This is a genomic window from Klebsiella sp. D-Nf1 (assembly GCF_002810515.1).
In the GTDB taxonomy this organism is placed as follows: Bacteria; Pseudomonadota; Gammaproteobacteria; order Enterobacterales; family Enterobacteriaceae; genus Klebsiella; species Klebsiella variicola.
In genome coordinates, this window is record NZ_PIOK01000001.1 from 855,449 (window position 1) to 872,334 (window position 16,886).

Below are 16,886 nucleotides of genomic sequence, written 5' to 3' on the forward strand. Positions count from 1 at the left end.
AAAGATAACCTATATGGATGAATTGAAACAGGGGAGGAGCCTGGTCAGATCAACAAATCTTAAAAAATTGCCGATCGTGACCAGGTGGTGCGCAGAGATTAAGCGACGTTGCGAGCCTGACCGGCCAGCTGGGCCAGCAGATCGCTGTTTTCAATGGTGATGTATTTGCCTTTCACCGCCAGCATGCCGCTTTTCTGGAAACGCCCGAGCAGACGGCTGATGGTTTCGACAGTGAGGCCGAGATAGTTGCCGATGTCGCCGCGGGTCATGGTCAGGCGGAACTCACGCGGTGAGAAGCCGCGCTGGGCGAAACGACGAGAGAGGTTATAGATAAACGCAGCCAGGCGCTCTTCGGCATTCTTTTTGGAAAGCAGCAGGATCATATCCTGGTCGCCTTTAATCTCACCGCTCATCAGGCGCATCATCTGCTGACGCAGATTCGGCATTTTTCCGGAAAGATCGTCAAGGGTTTCGAAGGGGATTTCGCAGACCATCGAGGTTTCCAGCGCCTGCGCAAAGCTCGGGTGCAGACCGGTGCCGATGGCGTCGAAGCCCACCAGATCGCCCGCCAGATGGAAGCCGGTGATCTGCTCATCACCCTGCTCGGTGATGGTGTAGCTTTTGATGGTCCCGGAGCGAATAGCGTACAACGACTTCAGCTCATCACCGGCTTTGAACAAGGTTTGACCTTTCTGGATAGGCTTTTTCCGCTCGATAATATTATCCAGCTGATCAAGCTCATGCTCGTTCAGAGTAAAGGGGATGCAGAGCTGGCTGATACTGCAATCCTGACAATGGATAGCACAACCGCCAGACTGAATGCGTCGAATAATTCGCTTCTCAGGGATCATATGTCTGCTCAGGCCTTAATTGATATTGGTCAATTTTAACATCTTTTTGATCAGCAGGTAAGTCTTCAGACCCGGAAACACGTAATATCAGCAGGGTAAATCAAAACGGGTATATATCTATTTGATTAACAATAGATTATTTCGCTATGTTTGATTGTAAAATTACCTGAAGATTCCAGAAAAGGCATTTTCAGTCAAAGTAAAAGATACCCTTCATGGCGCAATAACCACTCTTTTCGCTGCACGCCGCCGGCATAGCCGGTCAGGGTGCCATTACGCCCGATGACCCGATGGCAGGGCACCACGATACTCACCGGATTGGCGCCATTGGCGGCCCCCACGGCGCGAGCGGCTCCGGGGCGTCCGAGCGCCTCGGCTAGCTGGCCATAGTGCATCACCTGGCCACAGGGGATATCGCGTAACGCCTGCCAGACCTGACGCTGGAAAGGGGTGCCAGCGGTGGCGGTAGGCAGCGTATCGATAATTGCCAGATCGCCGGCGAAATAGTCGTTCAGCTTACTACTGAGACCGCCTGGATTGCGGCAGTCGACGCGCTGATAACCTTCCCGGCGATAGTGTACGTCGAGCAGGGTTTCCATCCGATCGCGGTGCTCGTCCCACTCGACGGCGCGCAAATTAAACTGTTCGTCGCAAAGTACCCACAGCGGCCCCAGCGGGGTATCCATTTTATCCTGCAGCAAGGTCAACATCGTTTCTGTCATCCACCATCGTACATGAGGGGCACACGATACCACGCGCTGACGACAGTCAACTATACTCCCAAAAGATAAAGCCGCATCACGGGCTGGCGCTCTGCGTAAGCCACAATGATTTATTTTTGGATCGATCCCGGCGGGTTATCGGGCATGGTTTTTGCTACTTTTTAACTGACGATGCCGGTGCTTCACGCGCCCGGTAGGGTGCCGACGCCTCAGCGCGGCGCTGTTAATCACTCAGAGGTGGAGCTATGCAATTTATACTGACTGGCGTACTGGTATTGATCATCAGCGGCTTAGCGATCCACGGCCTGACCCTGGTGTTTGAAAGGGTGTACAAAGCGCTTTTCTACAAATTCGCCAGTGCGGATCATGTTGCCAGCAAAGTGAAAACGAAGGGGGCGCGTTAACGTTATGCGGCCGTCCCTGGCCTGCAAGCGGGTTAAGGAAGACGCGGATAGATGCCCGGGCCGATCGGCAGTCCCACCAGATACCAGCCCACCAGCAACAGCAGCCAGACGGCGAGAAAAATCAGCGGGTAAGGGAGCACCAGCGAGTAGTAGGTGCCGAGGCGGGCATCCGGCCGGTAGCGCTGTAGGAAGCCGAGAAACAGCGGCACAAACGGCGACACCGGCGCCAGCGGCAGCACCGATGAATCGGCGATGCGAAACAGGATCTGCGCAAAGGCCGGGTGAAAGCCCAGCAGCATAAACATCGGCACGAAGATCGGCGCCAGAATCGACCAGATGGCCGAGCCGCTGGCGATAAACATACACAGAAAAGCCGACAGCAGCGCGAGCCCGACAAACGCCGGGACGCCGTTCATCCCTGCGCTCTCCAGCAGGTCCGTCAGACCGACGGCCATAAACTTGCCCATGTTGCTCCAGTTGAACATTGCCACGAACTGCGCCAGCGGGAAGACCATCACGATAAACCCGGCCATCTCTTTCATCGGCTCAATCATCAGCTGCGGCAGGTCGGCCTGGCGGCGAATTTTGCCGGTGGCGATGCCGTATGCCAGCGACACGACAAAGAAGAAAAAAATAATCAGCGGCACAATGCCTTTGATAAACGGCGAGGGCATGACCGTATGTTGAACCGGGTCGCGAAGAATACCGTTCTCGGGGACCACCATCAGGGCGATGACCGCCACGAATACCAGCGTTGCCACGCCGGCGATGCGCAGGCCGAAACGCTCCTCGGGCGTCAGCGTCTGCAGCTTTTCATCACGACTGCCTTGCCACTGGCCCAGCCGCGGTTCAACCAGCTTATCGGTGATCAGTCCGCCGACGAGCGTCAGAACGATCACTGAGGTCGCCATAAAGTACCAGTTGTCGATCACGCTGACGTGCAAAGAGGCATCGATGGATTTTGCCGCCTCGGTGCTGATCCCCGAGAGCAGTACGTCGGTGGTGACGATCAGTAAATTGGCGGTAAAGCCGCAGCCCACGCCGGCAATCGCCGCCAACAGGCCGGCGACAGGATGCCGACCGACGGCGAGGAACATCAGCGCGCCCAGCGGCGGCATAATTACCAGCGCCGCGTCAGAAGAGATATGGCTGAAGAAGGCGATAAACAGCACCATATAGCTGGCATATCGGGCGCTGACGTGAGAGGCCATCTTCACCATCAGCGCGGGTAACAGGCCCACCCGCTCGGCGAAGCCAGCGCCCAGCACCAGGGCGAGGATCGCCCCCAGCGGCGCGAAACCGCTGAAGTTTTTAATGACGTTGGGCAAAAACCAGTGCAACCCTTCCACGCTGAGCAGATTTTTGACCACCACCCGTGAACCGTCCGTAGGGTTCTGCACCCCGACGTTGAAGGCGGAGAGTATCGCCGTGGCCACGATCAGCGCCACGATAAGATAGATAAACAGCAAAAACGGGTGCGGGACTTTGTTACCGATCTTCTCTACCCAGCCATAGCGCTTTCCGCCGGGGGAAGACGACGGTATGGATGACATACTCATGGGCGTTCCTCTGTTGTCGTTGTTGTGTTGGGCAGGCCTGCTCCCGTACTGCCGGCGGTTATTATGGTCGGTGCGTGCCGCGATGCCGGTCAGCGTTGGCCAGGAGTAGCCTGTCTTAAGTGGTTATCGTAAAGCGGACGGACTCACCTCCGCCGGGATCGGGCAACGATAGGGGCGTTCGGCCAGTACCTGCCTGAGTTCTTGTTGGCTGGCCGCCAGCAGGGCGCTGTCGCTGAATAAACGGATCGCGGTCGCCGCGAGCACTTTCCCCGCCAGCAACATCCCTTTATGGGCAATGGAGGTTCTGCCCTGGCTCACCAGCTGCCAGCTGTGCAGCGGGGTTCCCACCGCGAAGCACGGGCTGAAGCACTGAGCCACCGGCGCTTTCCTGCTGACATCGCCGACGTCAGTGGAGCCGGCGAGGACGTTATCCGTGGCCGCCCAGGGCGCCACCTCATCAATCAGCAGCGTGTCGCGGTGGCGACGAGCGAACGTTTTGCCTTCCTCCCCACTGGTGCCGGCAATATTGTTCAGGCTGTTGTTAATATCGTTGGCGCAGAGGGTAGCGCGGATCGCCGCGGCAAAGGCGCGCTCCTCGTCGCTCCAGTCGGGGGTACCGTAATGACAGATCGCCTGATACATCGCCGCCTCAAGCGTGCGGTTGGGCAGATAGCTGGAGCAGGCTTTTTCAAAGCGGCAGCTGACCTGGGTCTCGGTCATCAGCGCGGCCCCCTGAGCAATCTTCTCGATGCGGGCGAAGATCTGCTCCGCGTCGGCCATCTCCGGCGCGCGGATCAGATACAGCACTTCCGCCTGAGCCTGCACTACGTTGGGCGAGACACCGCCGGTATCGGTAATGGCATAATGGACCCGCGCCTTCTCGATAATATGTTCATTGAGGAAGTTGCTGCCGGTGGTCATCAGGGTGACGGCATCCAGCGCGCTCCGGCCCAGGTGCGGCGAATTCGCAGCGTGGGCGGCGGTGCCGGTAAAACGCCATGCCGCCTGAATATTGGCGAGGGTGCGGGTGCTGAACATCCCGGCCCAGGCTTCCGGATGCCAGGTCAGCGCCGCATCGACATCATCAAACAACCCTTCGCGCACCATAAAGGTTTTTCCCGATCCGCCTTCCTCGCCGGGACAACCATAGAAGCGCAGCGTGCCCGCGCCGCCATGCTGTTGCAGCCAGGCTTTGGCGGCGACCGCCGCGGCGAATGCCGCCGTACCGAGCAGATTGTGCCCACAGCCGTGGCCGTTTGCCCCCGGCGTCAACGACATTGGCTCCGCGCAATGGGCCTGCTGACTGAGACCCGCCAGCGCGTCAAATTCGCCCAGCAGGGCAATGACCGGTTGGCCTTCGCCGACGCTGGCGATAAAAGCATTCGGGATCCCTCCTGCATCGCGGGTGAGCTGGAAACCTTCCGCTTCCAGCGCGTCCGCCAGGCGTTGGGCGGACCAGAACTCCTCAAAGCGGGTCTCCGGGTGATCCCAGATGTCATCGGCGATGGCACAGTACGCCTCGCGTCGCGTCTCAATCACCTCGTCCACAAACGTAAAAATGGATCCCATCACACCCCCCGCTGCCAGGGAAAGTTAAGCGCGATGCGCGCCAGGGTTTCTACCGCTATCACCATGACGCTCTCGTCGAAGTCAAATTTCTCGTTGTGGTGACCGGCGCTCAGTTCGGTGCCGAAGATCATGTACGAGGCGAGGCCGCCGCGCGCCTGGACCCGGGCCATCATCAGGGTGGCGTCTTCCGAGCCCGCCGGGGCGGCGATGCGATCCACCGCCTGTTGCACGCCGGGCACCCGGGCGGCCTGTTCGCGCAGATAGTCCACCCACGCCGGCGACGGTGCGCTGGCGGTCGCTGCGCCCATCATGCGCAGTTCGTAGCGGGCTTCGTACATCGCCGCCGCCCCGGCGACGACATGCTGCGCCCGCTCGAACACGTACTGGTTAATGGCTTCGCTTTCGCCGCGGGTTTCCACTTTTAACAGCGCGGAAGAGGGCACCACGTTGCGCCCGGTACCGGCCTGCATCACCCCGACGTTGACCCGCGAGGCGCCGGCGCTGTGCGGCGGGATGGCGTGCAGGCCAAGAGCGGCCTGGGCGGCGGCCAGCAACGCGTTGCGCCCATCCTCGGGCTTGCCGCCGGCGTGGGCGGCCACGCCGCTAAACTGCACGTCGAATTTAGTGGTGGCCATAAAGTTGTCGCCGCCGCACACCACGGTGCCCACCGGCACGCCGGTCCCGATATGGATCGCCGTGAAATAATCCACGTCATCCACCACGCCGGCGGCCACCATCGCCCGGGCGCCGCGGGTGCCCTCTTCAGCGGGCTGGAAAATCAGCTTAATTACCCCGTTGAGCTGCGCGGCATACTGCTTCAGGACATGCGCCAGACCCAGCCCGATGGCGGTATGGCCGTCATGGCCGCAGGCGTGCATCATGCCGGCGTTGCAGGAGGCGAAATGGTCGCGATGGGGGCGGTGGCTGTCGTCGTGCTGTTCGTTGAGGTCAAGGGCATCCATATCGACGCGAAAGGCCAGTGTTGGGCCGGGCCGCCCGGTGTCGAGTGTGGCGACCACGCCGGCGAAACCGCCTTCAAACGCCGGTAACCAGCGTTCCGGCGCCCCCTGTTCGCGGGCGCGTTCGAAAGCCTGGGCCAGGGCCTCCTCGTCCGGCAGCCCCATCCGGCTATCGGCATCGATGACGTCGCGCCCCAGCGCCAGCTGATAGCCGAGCCCGTCGAGGATCTCCGCCACCTTGCTGGCGGTGCGGAATTCCAGCCAGCCGGATTCCGCGTGCAGGTGAAAATCACGGCGCCATTCGGTCATGGCCGGCGCCAGCTGGTGGAGGTATTCATCAAGTTGCGGCATAGCTCATCCTGTCATAAGTAAAAAGTGTGACGGCGTTCACGATGTGATAGCTTTTGTTTATCACTTACGTTTTACAGGCCGTACCCCACTTAACCTGCCACAGCCTGATGGATTACAGTAGATGTGATTTTCTTCTGTCTGATAAACAATGGTTATCACCTAAAGCATGGCATTTCAGATTAAATTTCATCATATCCGCGCCTTCGTCGAAGTGGCCCGGGAAGGGAGTATTCGCGGCGCCAGCCGGGCGCTGGCGGTCTCGCAGCCGGCCCTGACCAAAGCGATTAAAGAGCTGGAGGAGGGGCTTTCCGCCCAGCTGTTCGTGCGCCGCAGTCAGGGGGTGGCGCTGACCGAAAACGGCGAAAGCTTTTACCAACATGCGAGCTTGATCCTTGAGGAGCTGCGGGCGGCGCAGGACGAACTGCTGCAGCGCCAGGGCGAGCAGGCCGGGCAAATTAATATTGGCCTCGGCGCCAGCGTCGCCCGGTCGCTGATGCCGTCGGTGATCTGCCGCTTTCATCAGCAGCATCCGCAGGTGAAGGTGCGGATCATGGAGGGCCAGCTGCTGGCGATGATCAATGAGCTGCGCCAGGGAGAGCTGGATTTCACCATCAATACCTATTACCCCGGGCCGTACGACCATGAGTTCAGCTTTGAGAAACTGTTTGAGAAACCGTTCGCGGTGTTTGCCCGCGCGGGACATCCGGCGGCGCAGGCCACCTCGCTGGGGGAGCTGATGGATCACCACTGGACCATGCCGACGCCGCGCGGCAGCTACTTTAAACAGCTGCAGGACCGGCTTAATCAGGCCGGGCTGGCGCCTAAGGTGGATATTGTTTGCGAAACCTTCTCGTCGTGCATTAGCCTGGTGGTGAAAAGTGATTTTCTCAGCATCCTGCCGGTGGAGCTCGGCAACGATCCGCTGATGGCGGACAAGCTGGTGATGATCCCTGTCCGCGACGTCTTGCCGACGGCCGCCTATTTTCTGATCCAGCGGCGCGACACCCGGCAGACGCCATTAACGGCGTCGTTAATCACGCTGTTTCGCCGCCAGAGCCGACAATTGTTTCCTTAATCGCCCGTGGCGCTCACTTTGCCAGCGAACGCGGCTAAACGCGTTGAGGGGGGAGCGCGGGGCGGCTATAGTAGCTGGCGACAGCCGCTGGAGGAGAGCCCATGAACCTTGATGACAAATCCCTGTTTCTTGACGCCATGGAAGATGTCCAGCCTCTGAAACGTAACAATGACGTGCACTGGCATCCCGGGCGCAACAGCCGCGCCCCGCAGCGCGTCGATACCCTGCAACTGGATAATTTTCTCACCACCGGCTATCTCGATATCGTGCCGCTCGCCACGTCGCTGGAATTTAAGCGTGAAGGGCTGCAGAGCGGCGTGCTGGATAAGCTGCGGCGGGGGAAATACAGCCAGCAGGCGAGCCTCTCCCTGCTGCGCCAGCCGGTGGAACAGTGCCGGCAGATGCTCTTCGCCTTTATGGTGCAGGCGCAGAAAGAGGGGTTACGCAATGTGCTGATCGTTCACGGCAAAGGCCGCGACGACCAGTCCCACGCCAATATTATCCGCAGCTATCTGGCGCGCTGGCTGGAAGAGCTGCCGGAGGTGCAGGCCTTCTGCACCGCGCTTCCACATCATGGCGGTAGCGGCGCCTGCTATGTCGCGCTGCGTAAATCGGCCGAGGCGAAGCAGGAGACCTGGGAGCAGCACGCCAAGCGCAGTCGTTAGCGCAGAAGCAACGTCAGCTCGCGAGCGGCTTTTTGCAGCTCCGGCAGCACGCGATCGATCATCTCGCGGGCCGACATCTGGCCCGCATGCACCCCAACGTTCAGCGCCGCCTGGACCTGCCCCTGAGCGTTGAACAGCGGTACCGCGAGGGAGCGCAGGCCCATCTCCAGTTCCTGATCGTTGAGGGCATACCCCTGCTGGTGAATCCGTTTCAGTTCGGTGCGCAGCTTCGCCACCGAATCCACCGTCTGCGGGGTGTAGCGGATCATGGTCACCCGAGCCAGCATATCGTTGAGCTTCTCCTCCGGCTGATGGCTGAGCAGCACCCGGCCCATCGAGGTCGCCCAGGCCGGAAGGCGGCTGCCAATATCCAGGTCGATGGTCATAATCCGCGAGCTGGAGGCGCGGGCGATATACAGAATATCGTCCCCGTCGAGGGTGGCGATGGAGCAGGACTCATTGAGCATTTCGCTCAGATGTCGCAGCACCGGCTGCGCCGAACGCGCCAGTGGCGTCGAGGCCAGCCAGGCGTGGCCCAGCGCCAGGATCCGCGGTCGCAGCTGGAAATTCTTACCGTCTTCGGCATACACGAACCCCAGCTTGCTCAGGGTATACAGGCAGCGGCGCACCGCCGCGCGCGGAATGCCGGTCTTCTGGCTGATCTGCGAGATAGACAGCAGGGGCCGCTGCGGCGTGAACGCCTGAATCACCTCCAGACCCCGCGCCAGGGAGGCCATAAAGTTAGGATCGCCTTTAAACGGATCGCCGTCGCCGGTCAGTAAATCGTCTGGATGCTTGTCCATTTCTGTTCCCCATATTTGCCATCGATCACATTCTTTCGCTAAAGATAACCGATGTTCGATTATCGCACCATATTTCGATTATCGCCCTTGACCGACATCGTTAAGCGGGTCACATTTTGTGCGAACAACGAATAAAAGTGCGATTACCGCACATCACTGGAGCGACCTGATGATTGATAAAAGCGTATCGACGCTGAGCGAGGCCATCGCCGGGATCCACGACGGGGCGACTATTATGATCGGCGGCTTTGGTCCCGCCGGCCAGCCGACCTTTCTGATTGACGCCCTGATTGACCAGGGCGCCCGCGACCTGACCATCATTAATAACAATGCCGGCAACGGGGAAGTAGGTCTCGCGGCGCTGCTCAAGGCCGGGCGAGTACGCAAGATGATTTGTTCCTTCCCGCGCCAGGTGGATTCCCAGATTTTCGATGACCTCTATCGCCGCGGCAAAGTGGAGCTGGAGCTGGTGCCGCAGGGTAACCTCGCGGCGCGGATCCAGGCGGCTGGCGCCGGGCTGGGGGCCGTGTTTACCCCCACCGGCTACGGCACACCGCTGGCGGAAGGCAAGGAGACGCGGGAAATCGACGGTCGTCACTACGTGCTGGAGTATCCGATCAAAGCCGATTTCGCGCTGATTAAGGCCCATCAGGGCGACCGCTGGGGCAACCTGGTCTATCGCAAGGCGGCGCGCAACTTTGGCCCGATCATGGCGACGGCGGCGAAAACCACCATCGTAGAGGTCTCGCAGCTGGTGCCGCTGGGCGACCTCGACCCGGAAACTATCATCACCCCCGGCATTTTCGTCCAGCGTGTCTTCTCGCTGGAAAACCTGACTGCCACACAACGCGCCTGAGGAGCCCGAGATGCAAAAACTGACCCGTGACGAAATGGCCCAGCGCGTGGCCCGCGATATTCCCGAAGGCGCTTACGTCAACCTCGGTATCGGCCTGCCGACCCGCATTGCCAATTACCTGCCCGCCGACAAAGAAGTGTTCCTGCACAGCGAAAACGGCCTGTTGGGGATGGGGCCGAAACCGCAGCCCGGGGAAGAAGATCCCGAGCTGATCAATGCCGGTAAAGAGTATGTCACCCTCCTGCAGGGCGGCTGCTATTTCCACCACGGCGACTCCTTCGCCATGATGCGCGGCGGCCATCTCGATATCTGCGTGCTGGGGGCCTATCAGGTCTCCGCCAGCGGCGACCTCGCGAACTGGAGCACCGGTGCGCCGGATGCGATCCCGGCCGTTGGCGGAGCGATGGATCTGGCCATCGGCGCCCGCCAGGTGTTCGTGATGATGGACCACCTGACCCGTGACGGCGAGTGCAAGCTGGTGGAGCAGTGCAGCTACCCGCTGACTGGCGTCGGCTGCGTCAGCCGGATCTATACCGACCTGGCGGTGATCGACATCACCGACCGCGGCCCGGTGGTACGTGAAATCTTTAACGGTCTCTCTTTTGAAGAGCTGCAGCGCATCACTCCGGTGGCGCTGACCTTTGAACAACTGGCGGAAAGCGCGTAAGGAACCTATGATGAATCAGGCATTTATCTGTGATGCGGTGCGTACACCCTTTGGCCGTTTCGGTGGTACCCTGGCGACGATGCGCGCCGACGACCTCGCGGCGCTGCCATTGAAAGCCCTGCTGGCGCGTAACCCGGGACTGGATCCCTCGCGCATTGACGATGTGATCTTTGGCTGCGCCAACCAGGCCGGGGAAGATAACCGCAACGTGGCGCGGATGGCGCTGCTGCTGGCCGGGCTGCCGGAGAGCGTGCCCGGGAGCACCATCAACCGCCTGTGCGGTTCCAGCCTCGATGCGATCGGCGTCGCGGCGCGGGCGATTAAAAGCGGCGAGACGCAGCTGATGATCGCTGGCGGCGTGGAGAGCATGTCCCGCGCGCCGTTTGTGATGGGGAAAGCGGAGAGCGCCTTTAGCCGCAGCATGCAGATGGAGGATACCACCATCGGCTGGCGCTTTATTAACCCGCAGATGAAAGCCCTGTACGGCGTGCATTCCATGCCGGAAACGGCGGAAAACGTCGCCGATGAGTTTGCCATTTCCCGTGCCGATCAGGACGCGTTCGCCTTACGCAGTCAACTGCGTACCGCCGCGGCGCAGGAGGCGGGGCGTTTCGCCGATGAGCTGATTGCCGTCCAGGTGCCGCAGCGCAAAGGCGAGCCACTGCTGTTTAGCCGCGATGAACACCCGCGCAGTACCTCGCTGGAGGCGCTGGCTAAACTGCGCGGCGTGGTGCGCGCCGACGGCAGCGTCACCGCCGGTAACGCCTCCGGCGTTAACGATGGCGCCTGTGCGCTGCTGCTGGCCAGCGAGACGGCGCTGGCGGCTCACGATCTTCAACCGCTGGCCCGGGTGGTCGGCGTGGCGACGGCGGGTGTTGCGCCGCGGATCATGGGCTTTGGCCCGGCGCCCGCGGTGCGTAAGGTGCTGGCGCAGACCGGCCTGACATTAGCCCAGATGGATGTCATCGAGCTGAATGAGGCCTTCGCCGCTCAGGCGCTGGCGGTGACCCGTGATTTGGGCTTACCGGATGATGCCGCCCACGTTAACCCTAACGGCGGGGCGATCGCGCTGGGCCACCCGCTCGGCGCCTCCGGCGGCCGGCTGGCGATGACCGCGGCTTATCAGCTGAGACGGACCGGCGGCCGCTACGCCCTGTGCACCATGTGCATCGGCGTCGGACAGGGGATTGCCCTGATTATTGAACGTGTTTAAGGAGCCAGAATGAGTTTGTTGACCCCAATGCTGCGCAGCAGTCCGCTGACCGACTGGTTCAGCGACGCGCAGCGGGTGCAGGGCATGCTGGATTTTGAAGCGGCGCTGGCGCAGGCGCAGGCCGCCTGCGGGATGGTGCCGCCGGAAGCGGTCGGGCCGATTGTCGCGGCCTGCCGCCACGAGACCATCGATTTTGCCGCGCTGGGCGAGGCGGCGGTGGGGGCCGGTAACCTGGCGATCCCGCTGGTGAAACAGCTGACGGCGCAGGTAAAAGCACGAGATCCGAACGCCGCACGTTACGTCCACTGGGGAGCCACCAGTCAGGACGCCATCGACACCGGACTGGTGCTCCAGCTACGCGGGGCGCTGGATGCCGCTGAGACCTTGCTTGAGCAACTGTTGGCTGCCCTGGCTCCCCAGGCGGATCGTTATCGCGATACTGTCATGCCGGGTCGGACCTGGATGCAGCATGCGCTGCCGGTGACCTTTGGCCTGAAGCTGGCGGGCACCCTCGACGCGCTCCTGCGCTGGCAGCAGCGGCTGCGCGAGATGCGTCCGCGGCTGCTGGTGCTGCAGTTTGGCGGCGCCGCGGGCACTCTGGACGCGCTAAAAGAGAAAGGGCCGGCGGTTGGCCAGACGCTGGCGCAGATCCTCGGTCTGTCGCTGCCGGATACCCCGTGGCACAGCCAGCGCGATCGGCTGCTGGAGGCGGGCGCCTGGTTTGCCGGTGTCTGCGGAACCCTGGGGAAATTCGCTAACGACTTCTCCCTGCTGATGCAGACCGAAGTGGCTGAGGTCGGCGAGCCGGTGGCGGAAGGCCGCGGCGGCTCATCGACGATGCCGCATAAGCGCAATCCGGTGGCCTGCGCGGCGATCCTGACCGCCGCCCAGCGTACGCCGGGGCTGATGGCGACCCTCTACGCCAGCCAACTCCAGCAGCACGAGCGGGCGCTGGGCGGCTGGCAGGCGGAGTGGGAGACGCTGCCGGAGCTGATTACCCTGGTGGGTGGGGCGCTGGTGCAAAGTGAAGCGCTGGTGCGCGATATGCAGGTCTTCCCGCAGAAAATGCGCGCCGATCTCGATATCACCCATGGGCTGATCATGGCTGAGGCGGTGACCCTGGCGCTGGCGGAATTCATCGGCAAAGCCGAGGCGCATCATCATATCGAGGCACTGTGCCGTCAGGCGCTGGACCGTCACTCTCCGCTGGTCGATCTGCTCGCGGCTGACCCACAGGTCAGTCAGTATCTCTCTCGTGAACGCTTAACCACGCTGCTGGACCCGGCAACGGCGACCGGCAGCGCCGAACGCTTTGTGCGCCAGGTGCTGGCGCGTTATCAGGAGCAACGTGATGAATCTTGATTATCAACTCGACGGGCCGGAGGGCGCGCCGGTTATCGTCCTCTCCAACTCGCTGGGCACCACCCGGGCGATGTGGCAGCCGCAGATCGAGGCGTTAACCGCCCATTTTCGGGTGCTGCGCTATGACACCCACGGTCACGGTAATACGACGAAAAATGGCAAAGTCACCCTCGCCCAGCTGGGTGAGGATGTGATTACGCTGCTCGATCACCTGAATATCGACCGCGCCTGGTTCTGCGGGATCTCAATGGGCGGTCTGACCGGCCTGTGGCTGGGACGCTTTGCGCCAGAGCGTTTTTATGGTCTGGCTGTCGCCAACACCGCGGCGCGTATTGGCGATCAGGCCAGTTGGCTGTCGCGGGCGCGGGCGGTACGCCAGGAGGGAATGACGGTGGTGGCCGCCGGGGCGGCGGATCGCTGGTTCACTCATGCATTTCGCCAGAAGGCGCCGGAAGTGGTGGAGGCGCTATGCCACCAGTTAACCCATACCGACGCCGAAGGCTATGCCGCCTGCTGTGAGGCGCTGGCCGCGGCCGACCTGCGGGGCGAAGTAGGGCAGATCCCGCTGCCGACGTTAATTATCGCCGGTGAAAGTGACCCTGTCACTACGGTCAGTGACGCCAGCTTCCTGCAGCAGCAGATCCCCGCTTCCCAGGTGGTGGTGCTGGCGGCATCGCATCTGTCAAACATTGAGGCGCCGAAAAGCTTTACTTCGGCGCTGCTGAGCTTTTTCCAGGGGGAACGCCATGGAGGATAAACAGCGCTATCAGGACGGGATGGCGGTACGGCGCAAAGTATTAGGCGACGCCCACGTCGACCGTACGCTGCAGCATCTGACGCCGTTGAATGATGAGTTTCAGAACTTTATTACCCGCTACGCCTGGGGCGAGACCTGGACGCGTCCGGGGCTCGATCACCATACCCGCAGCATGATCACCATTGCCATGCTGATCGCTCTCAATCGCGAGGCGGAGCTGAAGATGCATCTGCGCGCGTCGTTTAACAACGGGGTGACCCGTGATGAGCTGAAAGAGTTGATCATGCACTCTGCGCTGTACTGTGGGCTGCCGGCGGCGAATGCCACGATGCATCTGGCGCAGCAGGTGTTTGATGACATCGACGCCGCGCAGGGTTGAGTCGTCGTCCGAGTCGGATTGCCCGGCGGCACTGCGCTTGCCGGGCCTGGGAAGCGAAGATCGCCTGTAGACCCCGTAGGCCGGGTAAGGCGCAGCCGCCACCCGGCGAAATAACGGCACAAGCGGAAATGTCCCTGTTCGTACTATGTTTGGCAGGGCTACAACGTTTGGCAGGGCTACAACTTCTATGTTAATTCCGGGCAGATTGCGCTCCCGGTTGATCTTCTGCGTTATGTCTCTTATGGCGCAGGGAGCGCACAGGGGGCGGCCAGTCGCCGCCGCCCCCTGTACCCCCGGGCTCCGGCCAGCAAAATCGCCACTGCGTGGTACCTTCGACTTATCCCTGCAGGCTGCGGGTCGGGCCGAGGCAGCGTCCCTGCAAAACACGGCCCTCAGCCCGCATCCATGCGGGCTGCCCCGGCCTGCCGGGAACGTCTCAGCGATTTTGAGGCCGCCAGCACCGGCAGTTTCAGTCGCGCAAGTGGGTAAATGAGTGACAGGTCGCACGAACCCCAGGCCGGGTAAGGCGCAGCCGCCATCCGGCGAAATAACGGCACAAGCGGAAATGTCCCTGTTCGTACTATGTTTGGCAGGGCCACAACGTTTGGCAGGGCTACAACTTCTATGTTAATTCCGGGCAGATTGCGCTCCCGGTTGATCTTCTGCGTTATGTCTCTTATGGCGCAGGGAGCGCACAGGGGGCGGCCAGTCGCCGCCGCCCCCTGTACCCCCGGGCTCCGGCCAGCAAAATCGCCACTGCGTGGTGCCTTCGACTTATCCCTGCAGGCTGCGGGTCGGGCCGAGGCAGCGTCCCTGCAAGACACGGCCCTCAGCCCGCATCCATGCGGGCTGCCCCGGCCTTCCGGGAACGTCTCAGCGATTTTGAGGCCGTCAGCACCGGCAGTTTCAGCAACAATGGTGAATAAATTAACGGCAGGCCGCACGAACCCCAGGCCGGGTAAGGCGCAGCCGCCACCCGGCGGACATGCCGCTATATTATCCCTTATTTCTCAGGCTCCTGCGGCGCGACGGCTGGGGCGGCGTACCAGGCCTCCTGCGGCACCACCACCGCCGCCTTGGGCTGCATCACAAAGTTCGGCGACATAATCTGCACGCCGAATTCGTTAAACACATCAATAATACTGCTATGCAACGCGTTGCGGCCCTCCGGCAACGACGTCGCGGGGAGCAAGCGCACCTGCAGTTCATACGAGGTGTACCAGTCAAGCAACCCCAGCTTACGCACCACTGGGGCGATTTGTTGATCCACCCCAGGGGTGCGTCTTGCCGCCAGCTCCAGCAGCGCATGAACCTGACGCCACGGCGTATCGTAGCCGATGGTGACGCTGGTGGTGAGATTGAACCCGCCGTCGGTGCTCTCGGCGCTGAGATTAATAATTTTCCCGCTCACCACCACCGCGTTCGGGACGGTGACAATGTAATTTTCACGGGTGAGAATTTTGGTCGCCAGCACGCCAATCTCGCTGACCTGTCCCTCATTGTCGGCGAGGCGGATCCAGTCGCCTTTGCGCAGCGCCCGGGAGTAGATCAGCACCAGGCCACTCATCGCATGGGTCATCACCCCGGTCGACCCGAGAGTCAGCATCAGGCCGAAGAACACGCTAATGCCTTTGAAGGCGAGGGAGTTGGCGCCGGGGAGGAACGGGTAGGCGGCGGACAGGGCAAACAGCCAGATGACCACCGAGATCAACCGGCGGGTGGCGCTGACAGTTTCCGGATGGATGCCCGGCACCTGAATGCGGCCGGCGGCGACCTGGTCGAGAGCGACTTTCACCAGGCGAATGATGAGCCAGGTGATCAGGAAAATCAGTACCACAATCATCAGCCCCGGCAGGGAGGCGACAATCGACAGGGAGAGATCGCGGATCACGCCCAGCGACCAGTCGCCCAGCGATTCACTCCACACCCGTGTCCAGGGAAACAGGCTGAAGACCCAGCTCAACCAGATATAACAGGCCAGCACGCCGATAAGGATGACCAGCACGGCGTAGAGCCGGACCTCAATATTGCCGAGATAGCGCCGCCAGTGCTGCGGGATAGCGCTGCGCTTTTCGAGGATACGCAGGTGGAAAAAGCGCCGCACCCGCCGCCAGGCGCGGAAGGCGCCGTAATAAAACAGTGCCAGCAGCAGCCCCCCGGCCAGCGCTTTGCCGGCGGAGAGCAGCAGATAGCGGTGGTTGAACTGTTCCTGCAGGCTGGTGCGCTGGGCCTCCATTCGCGCCAGCACCCGCTGGGCCGCCTGGTCGAGGGTTAGATCATCGCCCTCGTCGAGATCCGCCTGGCTCAGCAGCAGCACCGGTTTGCCGTTCATCAGGAACAGCCGGCCTGGCTGACCATAGCGGTTGACCGCAACGACCCGCAGCGGCTGGCGAATATCGTCTTCAGTAAAGGCGCGCAGGGCGCTGCGGGTACGCAGGACGCGCTCTTCGGGCGTGGTCTGGCCGAAAGTAGCCTGCAACATGACGACAGGTTGGTGGAAAACGGTGACCGTGCGTGCCTGCTCGCGCGCGGTTGGCTGCTGCCGCGGTTCGGCAGCCAGCGCCGGCTTTAGCACCAGCAGCGCCAGCGCCCAGAGGATCACCACGCTCATCCTGTTCATAGAGGCACCTGAGAAAGAGAATTATTGTTATTTTTCAGCAAACAACGGACGGCTTGTAGTTGAGCATAGCCTGG

General features: G+C 61.6%; 16 protein-coding genes. 9 read left to right on the forward strand and 7 right to left on the reverse strand.

The window, feature by feature from the left end; genetic code table 11:
* Positions 1-98: 98 nt before the first annotated feature.
* Both fnr and ogt read right to left on the reverse strand, forming a co-directional pair.
* The gene (gene fnr / locus CWM54_RS04145) at positions 99-851 is read right to left on the reverse strand and encodes a fumarate/nitrate reduction transcriptional regulator Fnr (protein ID WP_002903394.1); all 753 of its coding nucleotides are present in this window, start codon (positions 849-851) and stop codon (positions 99-101) included.
* A 194-nt stretch (positions 852-1,045) separates the two neighbouring features.
* A complete protein-coding gene (gene ogt, locus CWM54_RS04150; protein ID WP_023297535.1) occupies positions 1,046-1,561 on the reverse strand; it encodes a methylated-DNA--[protein]-cysteine S-methyltransferase in 516 nt (171 codons plus the stop codon).
* A gap of 257 nt (positions 1,562-1,818) precedes the next feature.
* Here ogt and CWM54_RS04155 point away from each other — a divergent pair, with 257 nt between their 5' ends.
* Positions 1,819-1,977 carry a hypothetical protein gene (locus CWM54_RS04155; RefSeq protein ID WP_061154734.1) on the forward strand — a complete coding sequence of 53 codons (159 nt, stop codon included), beginning with the start codon at positions 1,819-1,821 and terminating at the stop codon, positions 1,975-1,977.
* Between the two features lie 32 nt (positions 1,978-2,009).
* Here the strand turns inward: CWM54_RS04155 and abgT are convergent, their stop codons facing one another.
* The 3 genes from abgT to CWM54_RS04170 all read right to left on the reverse strand — a co-directional run bounded on the left by abgT (position 2,010) and on the right by CWM54_RS04170 (position 6,415).
* A complete protein-coding gene (gene abgT, locus CWM54_RS04160; RefSeq protein ID WP_100696089.1) occupies positions 2,010-3,536 on the reverse strand; it encodes a p-aminobenzoyl-glutamate transporter in 1,527 nt (508 codons plus the stop codon).
* A gap of 123 nt (positions 3,537-3,659) precedes the next feature.
* Positions 3,660-5,105, reverse strand: a complete 1,446-nt coding sequence (locus tag CWM54_RS04165; protein ID WP_100696091.1) for a M20 family metallopeptidase — start codon at positions 5,103-5,105, stop codon at positions 3,660-3,662.
* On the reverse strand, positions 5,105-6,415 hold the full coding sequence (locus tag CWM54_RS04170) for a M20 family metallo-hydrolase (RefSeq protein WP_100696093.1): 1,311 nt from the start codon (positions 6,413-6,415) through the stop codon (positions 5,105-5,107). Before CWM54_RS04170 ends, CWM54_RS04165 begins: the two co-directional genes overlap by 1 nt.
* A 166-nt stretch (positions 6,416-6,581) precedes the next feature.
* Between CWM54_RS04170 and CWM54_RS04175 the strand changes: the two genes are divergently transcribed.
* Entirely contained in the window at positions 6,582-7,490 is a 909-nt protein-coding gene (locus tag CWM54_RS04175; protein WP_061154730.1) for a LysR family transcriptional regulator, read from the forward strand.
* Positions 7,491-7,591: 101 nt separating this feature from the next.
* Entirely contained in the window at positions 7,592-8,155 is a 564-nt protein-coding gene (gene smrA, locus CWM54_RS04180) for a DNA endonuclease SmrA (protein ID WP_061154729.1), read from the forward strand.
* Here the strand turns inward: smrA and CWM54_RS04185 are convergent.
* Positions 8,152-8,958 carry an IclR family transcriptional regulator C-terminal domain-containing protein gene (locus CWM54_RS04185; RefSeq protein ID WP_061154728.1) on the reverse strand — a complete coding sequence of 269 codons (807 nt, stop codon included), beginning with the start codon at positions 8,956-8,958 and terminating at the stop codon, positions 8,152-8,154. The two genes, smrA and CWM54_RS04185, sit on opposite strands and share 4 nt — an antisense overlap.
* 169 nt (positions 8,959-9,127) lie before the next feature.
* On the opposite strand from CWM54_RS04185, the gene CWM54_RS04190 reads away from it, so the two are divergent.
* Genes CWM54_RS04190 through pcaC form a run of 6 tightly spaced genes read left to right on the forward strand, consistent with a single transcriptional unit; the run spans position 9,128 to position 14,192 of the window.
* Positions 9,128-9,814, forward strand: coding sequence for a 3-oxoacid CoA-transferase subunit A (locus CWM54_RS04190; RefSeq protein WP_100696095.1), 687 nt, complete (start codon positions 9,128-9,130; stop codon positions 9,812-9,814).
* A 10-nt stretch (positions 9,815-9,824) separates the two neighbouring features.
* Positions 9,825-10,481 (forward strand): 3-oxoacid CoA-transferase subunit B, encoded by a 657-nt coding sequence (locus CWM54_RS04195; RefSeq protein ID WP_061154726.1) that lies wholly within the window; start codon positions 9,825-9,827, stop codon positions 10,479-10,481.
* 10 nt (positions 10,482-10,491) lie between these two features.
* Entirely contained in the window at positions 10,492-11,694 is a 1,203-nt protein-coding gene (gene pcaF, locus CWM54_RS04200; RefSeq protein ID WP_100696097.1) for a 3-oxoadipyl-CoA thiolase, read from the forward strand.
* A 9-nt stretch (positions 11,695-11,703) separates the two neighbouring features.
* Positions 11,704-13,056, forward strand: coding sequence for a 3-carboxy-cis,cis-muconate cycloisomerase (locus CWM54_RS04205; protein ID WP_100696099.1), 1,353 nt, complete (start codon positions 11,704-11,706; stop codon positions 13,054-13,056).
* On the forward strand, positions 13,046-13,813 hold the full coding sequence (gene pcaD / locus CWM54_RS04210; protein WP_100696100.1) for a 3-oxoadipate enol-lactonase: 768 nt from the start codon (positions 13,046-13,048) through the stop codon (positions 13,811-13,813). The genes CWM54_RS04205 and pcaD overlap by 11 nt, the downstream gene beginning before the upstream one ends.
* Positions 13,803-14,192 carry a 4-carboxymuconolactone decarboxylase gene (gene pcaC / locus CWM54_RS04215; RefSeq protein WP_100696102.1) on the forward strand — a complete coding sequence of 130 codons (390 nt, stop codon included), beginning with the start codon at positions 13,803-13,805 and terminating at the stop codon, positions 14,190-14,192. Before pcaD ends, pcaC begins: the two co-directional genes overlap by 11 nt.
* A 1,003-nt stretch (positions 14,193-15,195) precedes the next feature.
* Here the strand turns inward: pcaC and CWM54_RS04230 are convergent.
* Positions 15,196-16,812 (reverse strand): mechanosensitive ion channel family protein, encoded by a 1,617-nt coding sequence (locus CWM54_RS04230; RefSeq protein ID WP_165785880.1) that lies wholly within the window; start codon positions 16,810-16,812, stop codon positions 15,196-15,198.
* Between the last annotated feature and the right edge of the window lie 74 nt (positions 16,813-16,886).